The sequence below is a fragment of the Microbacterium hibisci genome, assembly GCF_015278255.1.
Taxonomy (GTDB): Bacteria; Actinomycetota; Actinomycetes; order Actinomycetales; family Microbacteriaceae; genus Microbacterium; species Microbacterium hibisci.
Genome location: NZ_JADIJC010000006.1, coordinates 184412 through 199559 on the forward strand (window position 1 = coordinate 184412; position 15148 = coordinate 199559).

Here is a 15148-nt window from a genome sequence, read left to right on the forward strand (position 1 = left end):
CTCAGCGGGGAAGGGGAACGGGGACGGGGAGGAACTCCGAGCCGTCGGCGCGGGCGAGCCGCTCGCGGAAGGCGTCGACGGTGCCCGGCCACAGCAGGGCGAGCCGGCCCGAGCGCTCGTCGACGTACCAGTTGCGGCATCCGCCGGTCATCCAGCGGGTGGATGCCGCGGCCCGCGCGATCTCGGCGGTGTAGGCGTCTTCGGCGGCGGGGTCGACGCGCAGCACGCGGCCGGAGCGAGCGTCGAGGACGCGCGTGACGTAAGCCGCCTGCTCCTCGATCATCAGCACGGACGAAGAATGGCCGAGAGAGGCATTGGGCCCGTTGAGCACGAAGAGGTTCGGGAAGCCGGCGACGACCGTCGAGCCGAACGCCGTCATGCCGGCCGACCAGTGCTCGGCGAGCGTCTGCCCGCCCTCGCCCGAGACCAGCTCGGCGTAGGGCTGCCGGGTCGAGGCGAACCCGGTCGCGAGCACGAGCGCGTCGACCTCGTGGCGCGAGCCGTCCGAGGCGATGAGCGTCGAGCCTTCGACCGAGGTCAGGGCCTCGGGCACGAGCGTGACGGCGTCGGACGCGACGGCGGGGTAGAACTCGTCCGAGAGGAGCACGCGCTTGCACCCGAACGCGTAGTCGGGGGTGAGCGCGGCGCGGAGCGCGGGGTCGGCGACCTGCCGGCGGAGATGCGCGCGGGCCACCGCCTCGGCTTCGGCGGCGGCTGCCGAGTCGCCCGAGCGCGACGCGAAGCGCGCCTCGCCCTCGGCGTAGAGCTCAGCGCGGAGAGCCTCGAGCGCTTGCGGCGTCGCGGCGAACCGGGCCCGGTCGGCGTCGGAGTACGCGTCGCCGCCGCGCGGCACGATCCACGCCGGCGTGCGCTGGAACAGCGTCACGTGCGCCGCCGTCCGGGCGAGCTCGGGCACGATCTGCACCGCGCTGGCCCCGGTGCCCACGACGCCGACGCGGGCGCCGGCGAGATCGGCCGCGTGGTCCCAGCGAGCGGAGTGGAAGAGCGGCCCCGGGAAGGTCCCGAGCCCCGAGACCCGGGGAACGGTGGGCTCGGTCAGCCGTCCGCACGCGAGCACGAGCACGTCGGCGACGACGATGTCGTCGTCGGGCGCCGGTCCGGTGCCGATGCGCCACACCTCGTGCGCGGCATCCCACTCCGCCCGGCGCACCGGTGTGTTGAAGCGCACGCGGTCGCGCAGGCCCTCCGCGTCGACGACGCCGTCGAGGTACCGGTGGATCTCGGCGCCCTTCGCGTACGTGCCCGACCACGACGGGTTCGGGTGCGCCGCGAAGCCGTACAGGTGCGAGGGCACGTCGCACGCGACACCCGGGTACGTGTTGTCGCGCCACGTGCCACCGACGGATGCCGCGCGCTCGAGCACGACGAAGTCGTCGCGTCCCGCGCGGCGCAGCGCCGACGCCACGCCGATGCCGGCGAATCCGGCTCCGACGATCGCGACCTCGACCCGGGTCATCCGGTCACCTGACCGTAGGTGGTCGTGCGCAGGCGGAACGGCCGGAACAGGCGCGTGACCATGGCCGCGGCATCCGTCACCGGCAGTTCGAGGCCGTGCTCGATGCCGGCCTGGGGCTTCACGCGGCCGTCGAGCAGGGTGCCGCCGAGGTCGTCGCCACCGGACTGCAGGAGGACGACGGATGCCTCGCGCCCGACGCGGGTCCATGGGATCTGCACGTGCGGGATGCTGCCCGAGAGCAGCAGCCGCGACACGGCGACCATGGCACGGTGCTCGTCGATCGCCGCACGGCGGGGTACCAGAGGCACGCCACCCGAGGGGCCGGGCAGCGGGATCGGCACGAACTCCGAGAAGCCGCCCCCGGTCGCTGAGGTCGCCGAAGCGTCCTGGATCTCGCGGAGCCGGCGCAGATGCGCGATGCGCTCGGCGGCCGTCTCGACGTGGCCGTAGAACAGCACGCTCGTCGACCGGAAGCCGGCGCGGTGCGCCGCGGTGATGCCCTCGACCCAGCGGTCGATCTCGAGATCAGTGGGAGCGACGAGCCGGCGCACGCGCTCGCTCAGCACCTTGACGCCGGTGCCGGGGACCGTGTCGACGCCCGCCTCCCGCAGGGCGCTGAGCGCGCCCTCCAGGCCGAGGCCGCCGCGGTCGGCGAGGTCGCGGACATCCTGCGGGCGATACGCGTGGAGGTGGATGCCGGGGGCCGCCGCCTTGATCGCACGGGCGATCTCGAGGTAGCCCGCCGGATCCTGGTCGGCGGGGAGGAGGCCCTGCACGCACAGCTCGGTCGCGCCGAGATCCCGCGCGTCGGCGGCGATGGCGCCGACGTCGTCGAGCGTGAAGGTCGTCGGGTCCGCGGGGTCCGGCGTCGCGCGGAGGCCGCTCGACGTGAGGTTGCGGTTGACGACGAGCGTCACCGCCTCGCCGACGGTGTAGCGGCGCACGTCGTCGGCGGTCGCCGCGAGCGCGTCGAGATCGTCGCCCGTCGCCTCGAGGAGTGTGACCCACTCGGCGTCGTCGAGGGCGAGCGGGTCGGCCGCCGCGGCCTCGGCGAGCCGCCGGATGCGTGTCGACCCCATGCCGTTCCCGGCCCCGGGGCGTTTCGACTCTGCGTTTCGACTCGCAAGCTCGCTCAACGACCGCGCTCCTCGCTCGCTCAACGGCCGGAACTCAGGTTCCGGTCGTCGAGCGGAGGGCGCTCCAGCGCCCGAAGTCGAAACGCCCGCACGCGGCGCATCCGCCGCGGCGAGGCCCGTCGCCGGATCCGCGAGCGCGGCGACGGCGGGCTGCAGGGCGGGGTCGATCCACGTCGAGGCGTCGTGCACGAACTCGGGCTGGGCCGTGAGGCGCTCGCGCAGCTCGAAGCCGAGCTCGGCCGTCATGCGGGCCAGGTCGTCGAGGTGCGGCCACGGGCGCTCGGGGTTCACGTGGTCAGCCGTCAGCGGCGAGACCCCGCCCCAGTCGTCGGCACCGGCGCGCACGAGCAGGTCGAATTCCGTCGGGTCGGACAGGTTCGGGGGCACCTGGATGCGCATGCGCGGGCCCATCACGAGCCGGGCGACGGCGACGGCGGCGACGTACTCGAGCAGCTCCGCGTCGGGCGCGCCCTGCATCGCGGTGCGGGGCTTCGCGCGGAAGTTCTGCACGATCACCTCCTGCACGTGGCCCTGCGGCCCGTCGGTGCCAGGAGCCTCGACCCGGTGGCGCTCATGGGCGTCGCGGATCGCGACGAGCGACTCGGCGCGGTCGCGGACGGTCTCGCCGATCCCGACGAGGATGCCCGTCGTGAAGGGCACGCGCTCGCGCCCTGCCGCGTCGATGACCTCGAGCCGTACGGCGGGATCCTTGTCAGGCGATCCGTAGTGCACCTGCCCGGGCTGCTCGAACAGCCGGCGCGAGGTGGTCTCGAGCATCATGCCCATCGAGGGCGCCACGGGCCGCAGCATCCGCAGCTCCTCCGCGCTCATCACGCCGGGGTTCGCATGCGCGAGCAGCCCCGTCTCGGAGGTCACCAGACGCGCGATGTGCGCGACGTACTCGATCGTCGAGGCGAACCCGTGCTCATCGAGCCAGGTGCGTGCCTCGGGCCAGCGGTCCTCCGGCCGGTCGCCGAGCGTGAGCAGCACCTCCTTGCAGCCCAGGGCCTGCCCCTGCCGCACGACGGCGAGCACCTGCTCGGGCGACATGTACGCGGGCTTGTGCTTCTTCAGAAGCTGACCGGGCGTGTCGACGAACACGCAGTAGTGACAGCGGTCGCGGCAGAGCGTGGTGAGCGGCACGAACACCTTGCGCGAGTACGTGATGACGCCGTGACGACCGGATGCCGCGAGCCCGGCATCCCGCATCTCCGCGGCGATCGCGAGCAGACGCTCGAACCGCGCCCCGGTTGCGGACAGCAGCGCCTCGGCGTCGGCGGCGTCGATGCGCTCGCCGGCCGCGGCGCGTGCGAGCGCGGCGTCGACCGCGGCGGGAGAGGCTGCGGCGACGGGCTCGGTGACGGAGGGGGACACGACGGTCACCGATCCAGTCTCGCACCGCCCGCCGATGCCGGGGTCGCGGATCGTTGCCCTCCCGTAAGCAAATGAGCCCGGTTCGCGGCGGAGCCGCTGGCAGACTAGTCGCATGGTGACGCTGCTGCTCGACTCGACGCAGCTCGAGGTCGTGCTGTCGCTGTCGGAGCGCACCCTGTCATTCCGCAAGGGGAATGTCGTCATCGAGCGCTCGACGATCACCAAGGTGCAGCTCACCGACGACGCGTGGACCTGGCTGCGAGGCATCCCGAGTCCCGGCACGCTCGTTCGCGGCGTGATCGCGATGGGCACCTGGCGTTCCGCGGGCGGCGACGACTTCACCCTGGTGCGTCGTCGCCGGCCGAGCGTCGTGATCGACCTCGAGGGTCACCCCGAGTATCAGCGGATCATCCTGACGACGCGCCACGGCCTCGCGCTCGTGCAGGCGCTGCGCGTCGAGGTCGCCGAAGAGGCGGCCGACGTCGCCGACATCGCGGCCGAGACGGGGACGATTCCCGTCGTGCCCGAGAAGAAGCCCCGCTCGCGCAAGGCGCCCGCGCCGGCCCCAGCCGTCTGACCGCAGCGACCCCCGCGCCGGCCCAGGCTGCCGCGGGCCGGGGCCCTCAACTGCTGCACTTTCCGGTAACTGCGGCGTGAATCGACACAGCTGTTGCAGGAAAGTGCAGCAGTTGCGGCGGCCGCGGGGAACGAAGGGGGCCGGTCGTCAGCTGACGTCGCGTCGCCAGCTCGCGAGGTGCCCGAGCACGACGAAGACCACGGCGTAGCCGAGAAGCACCAGCCCGCCGACCCACCATTCGAGGTCATCGGAGGTGGCCTGCCCCATCGACGCCGACAGCACGCTCGCACCGACCAGCGCGTCGCTCGCGGCACCCGGGAGGAAGCGCGTGACGTCCGACAGCCCCTCGACGAAGGCGGCCGCGGTGCGTCCGATCGGCTCGACGAACTGCGTGAAGACGAGCACCCCGACGATCGCCGCCACCTGGTTGCGCACCAGCGCGCCGACCCCCACGCCGATGAGCGTCCAGAGGACGTAGGCGAGCAGCATCCGTCCGATCATCGCCCACGTCTCGACGGACGTGAACTCCGTCTCGAGGCCGAAGCCCGCCAGGAACGCCGCCGACGTGGCGACGGCGGCGGCGATGCCGATGATCCCGAGGATCACGCCGATCAGGATGCCGACGGCGAGCTTTGCGGCGAGCACCCGCCCGCGTCGCGGGGTCGCGAGGAACGTCGGGGTGAGCGTCTTGTGCCGGAACTCCGCGGTCACCATGAGCGTGCCGACGAGCAGCGGAAAGACGTAGCCGACCGTCGTGGCGGTGCTGTAGAGCGTCGCGGCGAGGCCCTCCTCGGGCAGCGGCGGCGCGTCACCCGGCAGGGAGCCGGTCGCCGCGGACGCGAAGACGAAGCCCAGCGCGGCCGCCGTGAACGCGACGTAGGCGAAGAGGACGATCGCGAGGATCCACCAGATGCTGGTCGAGAACAGCTTCGTGGTCTCGGCCCGGGTCGCGGCGGTGAGGCTCATCGGTCGCCTCCTTCGTCGGCGCGGGAGTCGGAGTGCCCGTCTTCGGCCCGGTCGCCCGGGAGGGCGGGAGCGGGAACGGATGCCCCGTCCGCCGGCTGCTCGTCGGCCTCCGGTGCGGCGGGGTCGGCGTGGAGGTCGCCGCCGGTGTCGTGGCCGGTGTCGTCGGGGGCGTCGCGGCGGTCGACGTCACCGCCGGCGGGGTCGGGACCCGTCTCGGGCGGAGCCCAGGCCTCAGGCTGCGCCTCGGCCTCGGCCTCGGCATTGGTGCCGGCTGCACCGTCGGCCTCGCTTTCGCCCTGGTCCGTGGCCGCGGTCGCGGTCTCACCCTCGATCGTGGCGTCGCCCTCGGAGGCGGCCTCCGCGGGCTCCGCCGCATCTGCCGCCTCTGCGTCCAGACCCGTGGCGTCCGCGTCCGCGGTGTGATCGAACGCGGCGAAGAAGGCATCGGCGTCGCGGTCCGATTCGGTCTTCTCGTAGTGCTCCCACGGGCGGTCGTCGTCCTCGTCGACCGGCTCCGGTGTCGAGAGCTCGTCGTCGATCGTGCCGATGGCGTCCACGTCGGGGTCGGCGTCCTCGGGCGCCCACGGGTCGCCGACGGACGCGTCGGGCCGTGCGTCCGCATCGGCGTGCGGTTCGCCGTCGGCCGTGGAGCCGGGCTCCGGTGTCGAGAGCTCGTCGTCGATCGTGCCGATGGCGTCCACGTCGGGGTCGGCGTCCTCGGGCGCCCACGGGTCGCCGACGGACGCGTCGGGCCCCGAGACGACGTCGATCACGCCGGTGCTGGCCACTGCCCAGGTCGGCGAGGCGGATGCCCCGCTCTCCTCGGCCTCGGACCGGACTTCGCGGGGTTCGTCGTCCGCGCGTTCCTCGGCCGCCCAGGCGGCTCCGGCCGCGGCGGCGAGCGAGGCTGCGGCGCCGGGCGATCCCGTCGTCTCCGCGTCGAGCGCGGCCGCGCTGAGCGCAGACTCCTGGGCCTCCGCCCGTTCCTCGGCCCTTCGCTCCACGTCCGCCTGAGCGCCGGCGTCCTCCTCGCCCGACACCTCCGGGGGTGCCGCGTCAGCGCCGACCGCCGCGTCAGCGCCGGTCGCCTCAACCCCGACTTCCTCTTCAGCGACGACCTCCGCATCGTTGCCGGCGACCGCATCAGCCCCGGCCGCGGCGGCGACGCCCGCCGTCACCCCGGCCGCCGCGGGCAGCGACGTCTCCGGCGGCGGTGAGCCGGTCGCCGGGGCTGCGGCATCCGTCGCCCCCACGGGCGACAGCGCACCCGCGCCCGCGGCACTCGCGTGGACGCGAGTGCCGTTCACCAGGTCGAGGAAGACCTCTTCGAGCGCCGGACCGCGGCGGTGCAGCGACGACAGCGCGACGCCGGCCGCAGCGGCCGCCGCGCCCACGGCCGCGGGATCGAGGCCGCGCACGGTGAGGCCCGAACGCAGCACCTCGAAACGCACGCCGGCGGCGGAGAGCGCGGAGGTCAGTGCGGCTCTGTCGGGCGCGTCGACCACGGTGGCCGACTCGTCGGAGTCGGTGAGCTCGTCGACCTCGCCCTGGAACACCAGGCGGCCGCGCGAGATGATCAGCAGCGCGTCGACGGTCTGCTGCACCTCGGCGAGCAGGTGCGACGACACCAGCACGGTGCGTCCCTCGGCGGCCAGCTGCCGAAGGAAGCCGCGCATCCAGCGGATGCCCTCGGGATCGAGGCCGTTCGCCGGCTCGTCGAGCACCAGCACGCCCGGATCGCCGAGCAGCGCGTACGCGAGGCCGAGTCGTTGCCGCATGCCGAGCGAGAAGCCGCCGACCTTGCGGTTCGCGGCATCCGTCAACCCGACCAGGCCGAGCACCTCGCCGACGCGGTCCTTCGGGATGCCGGCAGCCTGCGCGTAGATCGTGAGGTGGGCGGCGGCGGTGCGGCCGGGATGGAAGCTGGATGCCTCGAGCACCGCGCCGACGGTCTGCAGCGGGTGGTCGAGCTCGGCGTAGCGCTTGCCGCCGATCGTGGCGGTGCCCTCGTTCGCGCGGACGAGGCCGAGGAGGATCCGCAGCGTCGTGGTCTTGCCGGCGCCGTTCGGCCCGAGGAATCCCGTCACCCTTCCCGGCTCGACGCGGGCCGAGAGCCCTGAGACCGCCGTGACCGCGCCGAAGCGCTTGGTGACATCTGAGAACTCCAGCGACTGGCCGTCGGGCATGCCGAACCCTCTCGTAGGTCGTGAGCTGACACCCCGCGGGGGCTACGGGACGGGGCCGCTTCGTTGCGGATTGCTTGTGGAACTCCGTCCCATCCTGTCGGAAATCCCGGCCCAGCGTGGGAGAACTTCGCACGCCCGGTAACGTTGCGCTCGTGACCGACCTCGCCGCGCCCGCCGCCGAGCCCACCGTCCTCGTCCGCACGGGCGGTGGCCTCGGACGCCTCACGCTCAACCGCCCGCGGGCGATCAACGCGCTGGATCTCGGCATGATCCATTTGCTGCACGAAGCGCTGGACGCGTGGGAGGACGACACCGAGGTCGACGTCGTCGTCCTCGACGGCGCGGGCGAGCGTGGGCTGTGCGCAGGCGGCGACGTGCGCGGGCTCGCCGAGCGCGTGACCGGGGGCAAGGCCGACGAGTCGGCGCTGTTCTTCCGCGACGAGTACGCCCTGAACGCCCGGATCGCCGAGTACCCCAAGCCGTTCATCGCGCTCGCCGACGGCATCACGATGGGCGGGGGCATCGGCCTCGCCGGGCACGCCGCCATCCGCATCGTCACCGAGCGGTCGCAGCTGGCGATGCCCGAGACGCGCATCGGCTTCACTCCGGACGTCGGCGGCACGTGGCTGCTGGCCCACGCTCCCGGCCGCCTCGGCGAGTACCTCGGGCTCACCGGTGCGGTGATGGATGCCTCGGACGCGATCTACGCCGGCTTCGCCGATCACTTCGTGCCCCACGACCGCCTCGACGCCGTGCGCGAGGCGCTCGAGACGCGAGCCGACCCGTCGACGCCGACCGAGCTGGTGCTGCTGTTCGACGAGACGCCGGCACCAGCCAAGCTCGAGCGCGCGCGGGAGTGGATCGACGACGCGTTCGCTGCCGACACCGTCGCCGAGATCGTCGAGCGGCTGCGGGCGCGGCCCGAGCCCGAGGCATCCGCCACCGCCGATCTGCTCGGCGAGCTCTCGCCGACCGGCCTCGCCGTGACGCTCGCGGCCGTGCGCCGCGCGCGCGAGCTGCCGGGCCTGCGCGCCGCGCTCGAGCAGGAGTACGGGCTCGTCATGTGGTTCGCGACGACCCAGCCCGACCTGGCCGAGGGCATCCGGGCGCAGGTGATCGACAAGGACCGCACCCCGCGCTGGCAGCCCGCGACGCTCGCCGACCTGCCGCCCGAGGTCGAGGCATCCGCCCTGGCCCACCGCCCCGCCGTCCCGCTCTGGGACTGAGCAGGCCTCCTCCGGCGCCGCCACGAGATGCGACCATGAGCAGCAGGCGACGCAGCTACTCGATCGGGGTCGCGATCGACTGGTTCTTCTTCGTCTTCGCCGGCGCCGCGGCGCTGTGGCTCGCGTATCTCAGCCTCACCGAGACCTTCCACGTGGGGTGGTGGGGCATCCCGTTCTTCCTCGCCTTCTGGGTGCTGCTGGCCTACCTCGTGCTGCCGCGCCTGCACCGGATCCTCACCACGATCTACGTGCCGGAGTACTTCATCGGGCGCACCAGGACGAGCGACGGGCTGCTCGGCGACCCCGTGAACCTCGCGTTCCTCGGCTCGGGCGCGCAGATCCAGACCGCCCTGCAGGCGGCGGGCTGGACGCCGGCCGATCCCGTGACGGTCGGCTCGTCCTGGCGCATCATCACGTCGACGCTCAGCCGGCGCAGCTACGACGAGGCTCCCGTGAGCCCGCTGTTCCTCTTCGGGCGCCAGCAGGACTTCGCGTACCAGCAGGAGGTCGACGGCAACCCCGCCCAGCGCCACCACGTGAGATTCTGGCGCTGCCCCGACGGCTGGCTGCTCCCGGGCGGACGCCGCGTCGACTGGCTCGCGGCGGGCACCTTCGACACCAGCGTCGGGCTGTCGCTGTTCACGCTCCAGATCACCCATCGGATCGACGCCGACACCGACGTCGAGCGCGACCACATCGTCTCGTCGATCTGCGGTGCCGACCCCGGCGTGGTCGTCGACGTCATCGCCGACTTCGCCACCGGGTATCACGCGCGCAACGGCGGCGGCGACAGCATTCGCACCGACGGCGACCTGCCGATCGTGGACGTGCGCGCGGTCCAGCCGCGCGTGGGCAAGGCGGGAGGGGGGGTCGCATGAGCGCGGGCGGCGCGGAGCCGGGATCGGTGCCGCCGGCCGAGTCGGCGGCGGCGTCGGGATCGCTGCCGATGCCGCGTTCCGAGCCGGGATCGCCGCCGTCCGGTGCGGCGCCGGCGCCGACCGCGCCGCAGAAGCGTCCGGCCTACGAGCCTCCGGCGCGGCTGCTCCGGCCGACCGGCTACGACCCCGACATGCCGCGGCCGGCGACCACGGTCGCGGGCGTCTGCCTCATCCTGCTGCGCGTGCTCGCGGGCGTGGTCGTGCTCGCCGCGATCGCCGCCGGCTGGGAGGCCTTGCTGGACGACCCCGACACGGTCCTCGAGGGGTTCGATCCGTCGCCGGAGGGCGCGCAGGCCGCGCTGTGGGTCGTGCTCGCCGTCGGCGGGGCGGTGCTGCTCATCGACCTGCTCCTCGCGGTCTTCGTCTTCCGCGGCCACAACTGGGCCCGCGTCATCGTCATGCTGATCGCGGTCGGCTCGATCAGCACGTCCTTCTTCGCCTGGTGGGCGCAGGGGCAGGAGATCCAGATCGACGGCACGTACGTGTCGCTGAGCCTCGACATCCTGCTGCTGCTCGCCCTCTCGAGCCGCAGTGCGGCTGCCTACGCGCGCCGCCGCGAACAGCGGTGAGTGCGTGTCCCTGTTCGCCTGGCGCGTTGTGTCGCGCGGCCCGGCACCTCATGACAGGTGGTGGGTGGGGTCCGGCCCCGCGTGACGTAACCTGAGTCCCGCCGCAGACAGCGGCTCGCAGCATCCGTCATCGCCGTCTCCGGGGGAGGGTCCGTGTTCGACAGTCCGCTCTCGGCGTCGGCCTACGAGGTGCTCGCCGTCGACCCCGGTGTCGACGAAGAGACGCTCCGCAAGGCGTACCGCCTGCGGCTCCGGCAGACGCACCCCGACACCGGGGGCGACGCCGCGGTGTTCATCCAGGTGCAGCGTGCGTGGGAGCTCGTCGGCACCCCCGACGCGCGCGCGGCGTACGACCGCGGGCACGGCTTCGGCGAGACGGCCGCCCCGGAGTGGTCGGGCTGGCGCCCGCCCGCAGCCCGGACCGACACACGCCCGCGAGCGCGCTCATACGGGCATCCCGGCGGCTGGCGGCGCGAGCGCTACCTCACGCTCATCCGGGAATGGGCCGGCCGTGGCGTGACCCTCGACGACCCGTACGACCCGGCGCTGGTCCGCTCGGCGCCGGTGGCGCTGCGGCGCCTCCTCGCCGACGCGCTGGCCGAGGAGGCGACCGCCCGCATCGTGGCCGACCTCGGCATGGGCTACACCGTGTGGCACGACGTCTCCGCCGCGGGTCGGGGCGCCGACGCCGACGCGAAGATCGACCACATCGTGCTGGGGCCGAGCGGGCTGTACGCGATCCTCTCGGAGGACTTCGGCGGCCCGGTGCGGCTGCGCCGCGGCGAGTTCATCGGCGAGGGCGTGCCCGGCGCGCCGATCGCCGAGCTGCTGGCCGGCATGCGCGTGGTCGCGCGTGCCGCGGGCGTGCGCTTCAGCGGAGCGATCGTCGTCCTGCCCGACGAGGACGTGATCGACCCGATCGACGAGCTCGGCAAGGTGCGCGGCGTGCGGGTCGCGATCGTCTCGCGCAGCGCGCTGGCCACCGTCCTGCGCCGCGGCATCACCGGCGCCCGCGACATCGGCGGCAACGAGGTCTTCGACTACCGCACCCGCCTGCAGCAGACCGTCCGCTTCGCGTAGCCCGCGCGCTCGCGACCGGCGCGGGTCGCGGCATCCCACTCCCGCCTCCGCCGCGCGACCCCGAGCGCCTGTGGAGGAGGCTCGGCAGTCAGGTTCCGCGCGCAGCGCAGGCCTGGGGCGCAGAAGGCGACTGCGAAACGAGGGAGAAGCGCCGGTCCGGGCTCAGGCGTCGCGCGCCTGTCGCAGCCAGTGCTCGATGCCCGAGATGTGCACGCGGGCGATCGAGGTCGCGAGCTCGATGTCGTGATCGGCGATCGCGTCGAGGATCGCGCGGTGCTCGTCGAGGGTGCGCTCGACGGCGCCGGCCTGCGTGAGCCCGCGCCAGACGCGGGCACGCACGGTCTGGCTGGTGAGGCTCTCGAGCAGGCTCGCCAGGTAGTCGTTGCCCGCCAGCCGCGCGATGGCGCCGTGGAACCGCACATCGTGTGCGACCAAGGTCTCGGGGTCGGTGTCGGCCTCGACGATGCGGATCTCGGCATCCAGCCCCGCCACGTCGTCGTCGCCCGCCCGCTGCGCCGCGAGGCCCGTCGCGTGCGACTCGAGCACGCGCCGCACCGCGAAGATCTCGAGAAGGGAGTCGTCGTCGTGGAGGTCGACCACGAACGAGATCGCCTCGAGCAGCAGCTTCGGCTCGAGGCTGGTGACATACGTGCCGTCGCCGCGCCGCACATCGAGGACGCGGATGACCTCGAGCGCCTTGACCGCCTCGCGCATCGAGCTGCGCGACAGGCCCAGCCGCTCGGCCAGATCCTTCTCGGGCGGCAGGCGCGACCCGGGGGTCAGCTCGCCGCGGACGATCATGTCCTTGATCTTCTCGATCGCTTCGTCGGTGACGGCCACGCGCCCATCATAGACATCGGATGTCCGAATCGCGGATGCCGCCACCGCCGTTCGCCACGCCACAGCCGTTCGCCGCACCACAGCCGTTCGCCGCGCCACAATGGTGAGCATGCGAGTCGTGGACGCACACCTTCATCTGTGGGACACCGACGTCTTGACGTACGACTGGCTCGAGGGGCCGCTGCTCCGATCTTTCGGGCCGGACGAGTTGGACGTGGCGCTGCGCGATGCGCCCGACGACGAGTGCGGCTTCGTGTTCGTGCAGGCCGAATGCGCGCCCGAGCAGGCCGTCGCGGAGGTGGACTGGGTGTCTTCGCTCGCCGACCGCGTGCCGCTGCGCGGGGTCGTCGCCCGCGCGCCGCTCGAGGATCCCGCCGCCACCGACATCGTCCTTGCTGCGTACACGGAGCGCCCGCTCGTGGTCGGCGTGCGCCGGCTGCTGCAGTCCGAGCCCGAGGGCTTCTGCCTGCGGCCCGGGTTCCTCCGCTCCGCGCAGGCTGTGGCGGCGACCGGGCTCACCTTCGACGCGTGCGTGCGCTGGGCGCAGCTGCCCGATGTCGTGGCGCTCGCCGACGCGCTGCCCGGGCTGCGGATCGTGCTCGATCACCTGGGCAAGCCCGAGGTCGGGTCGCCGCAGGCGGCCGACCCGGCGGACGGCACGCCCTGGGCCGAGTCGCTGCGCGACCTCGCCCAGCGCCCGAACGTCGTGTGCAAGCTCTCCGGGCTGCCGGCGGAGTCGGCGGGGGAGTGGAGCGACGCGCAGGTGCGGCCGTTCCTCGACGTCGCTCTCGATGCGTTCGGTCCCGACCGCCTGCTGTTCGGCAGCGACTGGCCGGTGTCGGGCCCGTTCGGGCGCTGGCTCGCCACGGTGACGGCGTGGCTCGACGACCGCGTCGGCCCTCGCGGCCACCACGCCGTGCTGCGCGAGAACGCCGAGCGCGTCTACCGCCTGCGCTGACGCCTCCGGCCGCCCGCCCGCTTCCTGCAGCCGCGACGGACGGTCCCCGTCGATCAACGTCCTCGACAGAAAGCGGGTGAGGACAGCGTCAGGTGCCGGCGGGGCGGAGGCGCAGCGCCGACATGCCGCCGTCGACCTCGATGTACGTGCCGGTGGTCGAGCCGGCCGCCGGACTCACGAGGTACAGCACCGCCCCGGCGACCTCCTCGGCCGACACCAGACGCCCGTGCGGCTGGCGCGCCTCGAGCGCGGCGCGCTCGGCCGCGGGGTCGGACGCGCTCGACAGCAGCCGGCCGATCCAGGGCGTGTCGGCGGTGCCGGGATTGACGGCGTTGACACGGATGCCTTCGCGCAGATGATCGGCGGCCATCGCCCGCGTGAGAGACAGCACGGCGCCCTTGGACGCGCTGTAGAGCGCGCGCTGCGGCAGGCCCGCGGTCGCCGCGATCGACGACGTGTTGCACACGGCCGCCGCGGGCGACCGCCGCAGCCACGGCAGCGCCGCCGCGGTCACGCGGGCGATGCCGGTGACGTTGATCGACAGCACGCGCGCCCACTCGTCGTCGTCGTTCCCCGAGATGTCGCCCTGCGCCCCGATGCCGGCGTTGTTGACGACGATGTCGATGCGCCCGAACCGCTCGCCGACCTCGCCGACCGCCCGTTCGACGGCGGTCCGGTCCGAGATGTCCGCCGCGAACGCGGCGAACCGCGGGTCGGCGCCCGACGGGTCGAGGTCGAACACCGCGACCTCGGCCCCTTCGTCGGCGAGGGCATGCGCGATCGCCGCCCCGATCCCCGAGGCGCCGCCGGTGACGACGGCGACGAGGCCGTCCAGCTGCCCGCCGCCCGGCTGGCCGCTGCCCGGCTGCCCGCCGCCCGGCTGCCCGCCGCTCATCGCGCCGCCTCCCAGGCCACGAACTCCTGGCGCTGCGCGCCCAGGCCCTCGATCTCGATGTCGACGACGTCGCCGGCCTTCAGGTACGGGAACTTGCCGCCGAAGGCCACGCCCTGCGGCGTGCCGGTGAGGATGAGGTCGCCCGGTTCGAGGGTGACGTACTGCGACAGGTGGTGGACGATGGTGCGCACGTCGAAGATCATGTCGTTCGTGTTCGAGTCCTGGCGGGGCTCGCCGTTGACGAAGCTCCTCAGGCGCAGGTTCTGCACGTCGACCTCGTCGGGCGTCACCAGCCAGGGCCCGGTGGGGTTGAAGCCCGGAGCGATCTTCCCCTTCGACCACTGCCCGCCCGAGACCTCCATCTGGAACGCGCGCTCCGAGACGTCGTTGGCCACGACGTACCCGGCGATGTGCGCGTCGACCTCGTCGAGACTGTCCAGATACGCCGTCCGGCGGCCGATGACGACGCCGAGCTCCACCTCCCAGTCGGTCTTCTCGCTGCCGCGGGGAATCGTGACCGCGTCGTCCGGGCCGACGACCGTGTTCGGGGTCTTCAGGAACACGATCGGCACGGTCGGCGGCTCGGCGCCGGACTCCCGCGCGTGCGCGGCGTAGTTCTGCCCGATGCAGAGCACCGCGCTCGGGCGGGCGATCGGTGCGCCGACGCGCATCTCCGCGGCGCCTTCGAGTTCCGGGAGGAGCCCGTCGGCGATGGCGGCGGACGTGCGGCCGACGGGATCGTCGGCGAGGAATCGACCGTCGACATCGGATGTGAGCGGGCGCAGATCGAGGCGACGATCTCCGTCGAGGACGACGGGGATCTCGCTGCCGGACTCGCCGAGGCGCGCGAACTTCATGGCTCTCCTGGATCTCTCGGTGCGGGCGACGTCGATGTCGTCGTGACCGCGGGGCGTGATTGACAGTAT

At 73.4% G+C, this 15148-nt stretch carries 13 protein-coding genes; 6 read left to right on the forward strand and 7 right to left on the reverse strand.

Features of this window, described 5'->3' with window-relative positions:
* Position 1: 1 nt before the first annotated feature.
* Complete coding sequence (locus IM770_RS12920) at positions 2 to 1477, reverse strand: flavin-containing monooxygenase (protein ID WP_203581553.1); 1476 nt, start codon at positions 1475 to 1477, stop codon at positions 2 to 4.
* On the reverse strand, positions 1474 to 3996 hold the full coding sequence (gene cofG, locus IM770_RS12925; RefSeq protein ID WP_307785455.1) for a 7,8-didemethyl-8-hydroxy-5-deazariboflavin synthase CofG: 2523 nt from the start codon (positions 3994 to 3996) through the stop codon (positions 1474 to 1476). The genes IM770_RS12920 and cofG overlap by 4 nt, the downstream gene beginning before the upstream one ends.
* A 103-nt stretch (positions 3997 to 4099) precedes the next feature.
* Here cofG and IM770_RS12930 point away from each other — a divergent pair, with 103 nt between their 5' ends.
* Complete coding sequence (locus IM770_RS12930; protein WP_203581555.1) at positions 4100 to 4564, forward strand: hypothetical protein; 465 nt, start codon at positions 4100 to 4102, stop codon at positions 4562 to 4564.
* 147 nt (positions 4565 to 4711) lie between these two features.
* On the opposite strand, the gene IM770_RS12935 is transcribed toward IM770_RS12930, so the two are convergent.
* Both IM770_RS12935 and IM770_RS12940 read right to left on the reverse strand, forming a co-directional pair.
* Positions 4712 to 5530, reverse strand: coding sequence for an ABC transporter permease subunit (locus tag IM770_RS12935; protein WP_203581556.1), 819 nt, complete (start codon positions 5528 to 5530; stop codon positions 4712 to 4714).
* Positions 5527 to 7716, reverse strand: coding sequence for an ABC transporter ATP-binding protein (locus tag IM770_RS12940; protein WP_203581557.1), 2190 nt, complete (start codon positions 7714 to 7716; stop codon positions 5527 to 5529). Before IM770_RS12940 ends, IM770_RS12935 begins: the two co-directional genes overlap by 4 nt.
* A 152-nt stretch (positions 7717 to 7868) precedes the next feature.
* Here IM770_RS12940 and IM770_RS12945 point away from each other — a divergent pair, with 152 nt between their 5' ends.
* From IM770_RS12945 to IM770_RS12960, 4 genes are all read left to right on the forward strand, one after another.
* A complete protein-coding gene (locus tag IM770_RS12945; protein ID WP_203581558.1) occupies positions 7869 to 8942 on the forward strand; it encodes an enoyl-CoA hydratase/isomerase family protein in 1074 nt (357 codons plus the stop codon).
* A 35-nt stretch (positions 8943 to 8977) separates the two neighbouring features.
* Entirely contained in the window at positions 8978 to 9820 is an 843-nt protein-coding gene (locus IM770_RS12950; RefSeq protein ID WP_203581559.1) for an LssY C-terminal domain-containing protein, read from the forward strand.
* A complete protein-coding gene (locus IM770_RS12955; protein WP_239066164.1) occupies positions 9817 to 10449 on the forward strand; it encodes a hypothetical protein in 633 nt (210 codons plus the stop codon). The genes IM770_RS12950 and IM770_RS12955 overlap by 4 nt, the downstream gene beginning before the upstream one ends.
* 153 nt (positions 10450 to 10602) lie before the next feature.
* Positions 10603 to 11529 (forward strand): J domain-containing protein, encoded by a 927-nt coding sequence (locus tag IM770_RS12960; RefSeq protein ID WP_203581560.1) that lies wholly within the window; start codon positions 10603 to 10605, stop codon positions 11527 to 11529.
* Between the two features lie 162 nt (positions 11530 to 11691).
* On the opposite strand, the gene IM770_RS12965 is transcribed toward IM770_RS12960, so the two are convergent.
* Positions 11692 to 12369, reverse strand: a complete 678-nt coding sequence (locus IM770_RS12965) for a FadR/GntR family transcriptional regulator (RefSeq protein WP_203581561.1) — start codon at positions 12367 to 12369, stop codon at positions 11692 to 11694.
* A gap of 118 nt (positions 12370 to 12487) precedes the next feature.
* Here IM770_RS12965 and IM770_RS12970 point away from each other — a divergent pair, with 118 nt between their 5' ends.
* Entirely contained in the window at positions 12488 to 13327 is an 840-nt protein-coding gene (locus IM770_RS12970; protein WP_203581562.1) for an amidohydrolase family protein, read from the forward strand.
* A gap of 88 nt (positions 13328 to 13415) precedes the next feature.
* On the opposite strand, the gene IM770_RS12975 is transcribed toward IM770_RS12970, so the two are convergent.
* Together IM770_RS12975 and IM770_RS12980 are read right to left on the reverse strand one after the other, a co-directional pair.
* Positions 13416 to 14222: an SDR family NAD(P)-dependent oxidoreductase gene (locus IM770_RS12975; protein ID WP_203581563.1), complete on the reverse strand. Its 807-nt coding sequence runs from the start codon at positions 14220 to 14222 to the stop codon at positions 13416 to 13418.
* Entirely contained in the window at positions 14219 to 15079 is an 861-nt protein-coding gene (locus IM770_RS12980; protein ID WP_203581564.1) for a fumarylacetoacetate hydrolase family protein, read from the reverse strand. The genes IM770_RS12975 and IM770_RS12980 overlap by 4 nt, the downstream gene beginning before the upstream one ends.
* Positions 15080 to 15148: the final 69 nt, after the last annotated feature.

What these genes read in the sequence shown, in the direction of transcription:
- IM770_RS12920 (WP_203581553.1), bottom strand. Translation starts at nt 1,477, where the DNA reads ATGACCCGGGTCGAGGTCGCGATCGTCGGAGCCGGATTCGCCGGCATC.
- IM770_RS12930 (WP_203581555.1), top strand. Translation starts at nt 4,100, where the DNA reads ATGGTGACGCTGCTGCTCGACTCGACGCAGCTCGAGGTCGTGCTGTCG.
- IM770_RS12935 (WP_203581556.1), bottom strand. Translation starts at nt 5,530, where the DNA reads ATGAGCCTCACCGCCGCGACCCGGGCCGAGACCACGAAGCTGTTCTCG.
- IM770_RS12940 (WP_203581557.1), bottom strand. Translation starts at nt 7,716, where the DNA reads ATGCCCGACGGCCAGTCGCTGGAGTTCTCAGATGTCACCAAGCGCTTC.
- IM770_RS12950 (WP_203581559.1), top strand. Translation starts at nt 8,978, where the DNA reads ATGAGCAGCAGGCGACGCAGCTACTCGATCGGGGTCGCGATCGACTGG.
- IM770_RS12955 (WP_239066164.1), top strand. Translation starts at nt 9,817, where the DNA reads ATGAGCGCGGGCGGCGCGGAGCCGGGATCGGTGCCGCCGGCCGAGTCG.
- IM770_RS12975 (WP_203581563.1), bottom strand. Translation starts at nt 14,222, where the DNA reads ATGAGCGGCGGGCAGCCGGGCGGCGGGCAGCCGGGCAGCGGCCAGCCG.
- IM770_RS12980 (WP_203581564.1), bottom strand. Translation starts at nt 15,079, where the DNA reads ATGAAGTTCGCGCGCCTCGGCGAGTCCGGCAGCGAGATCCCCGTCGTC.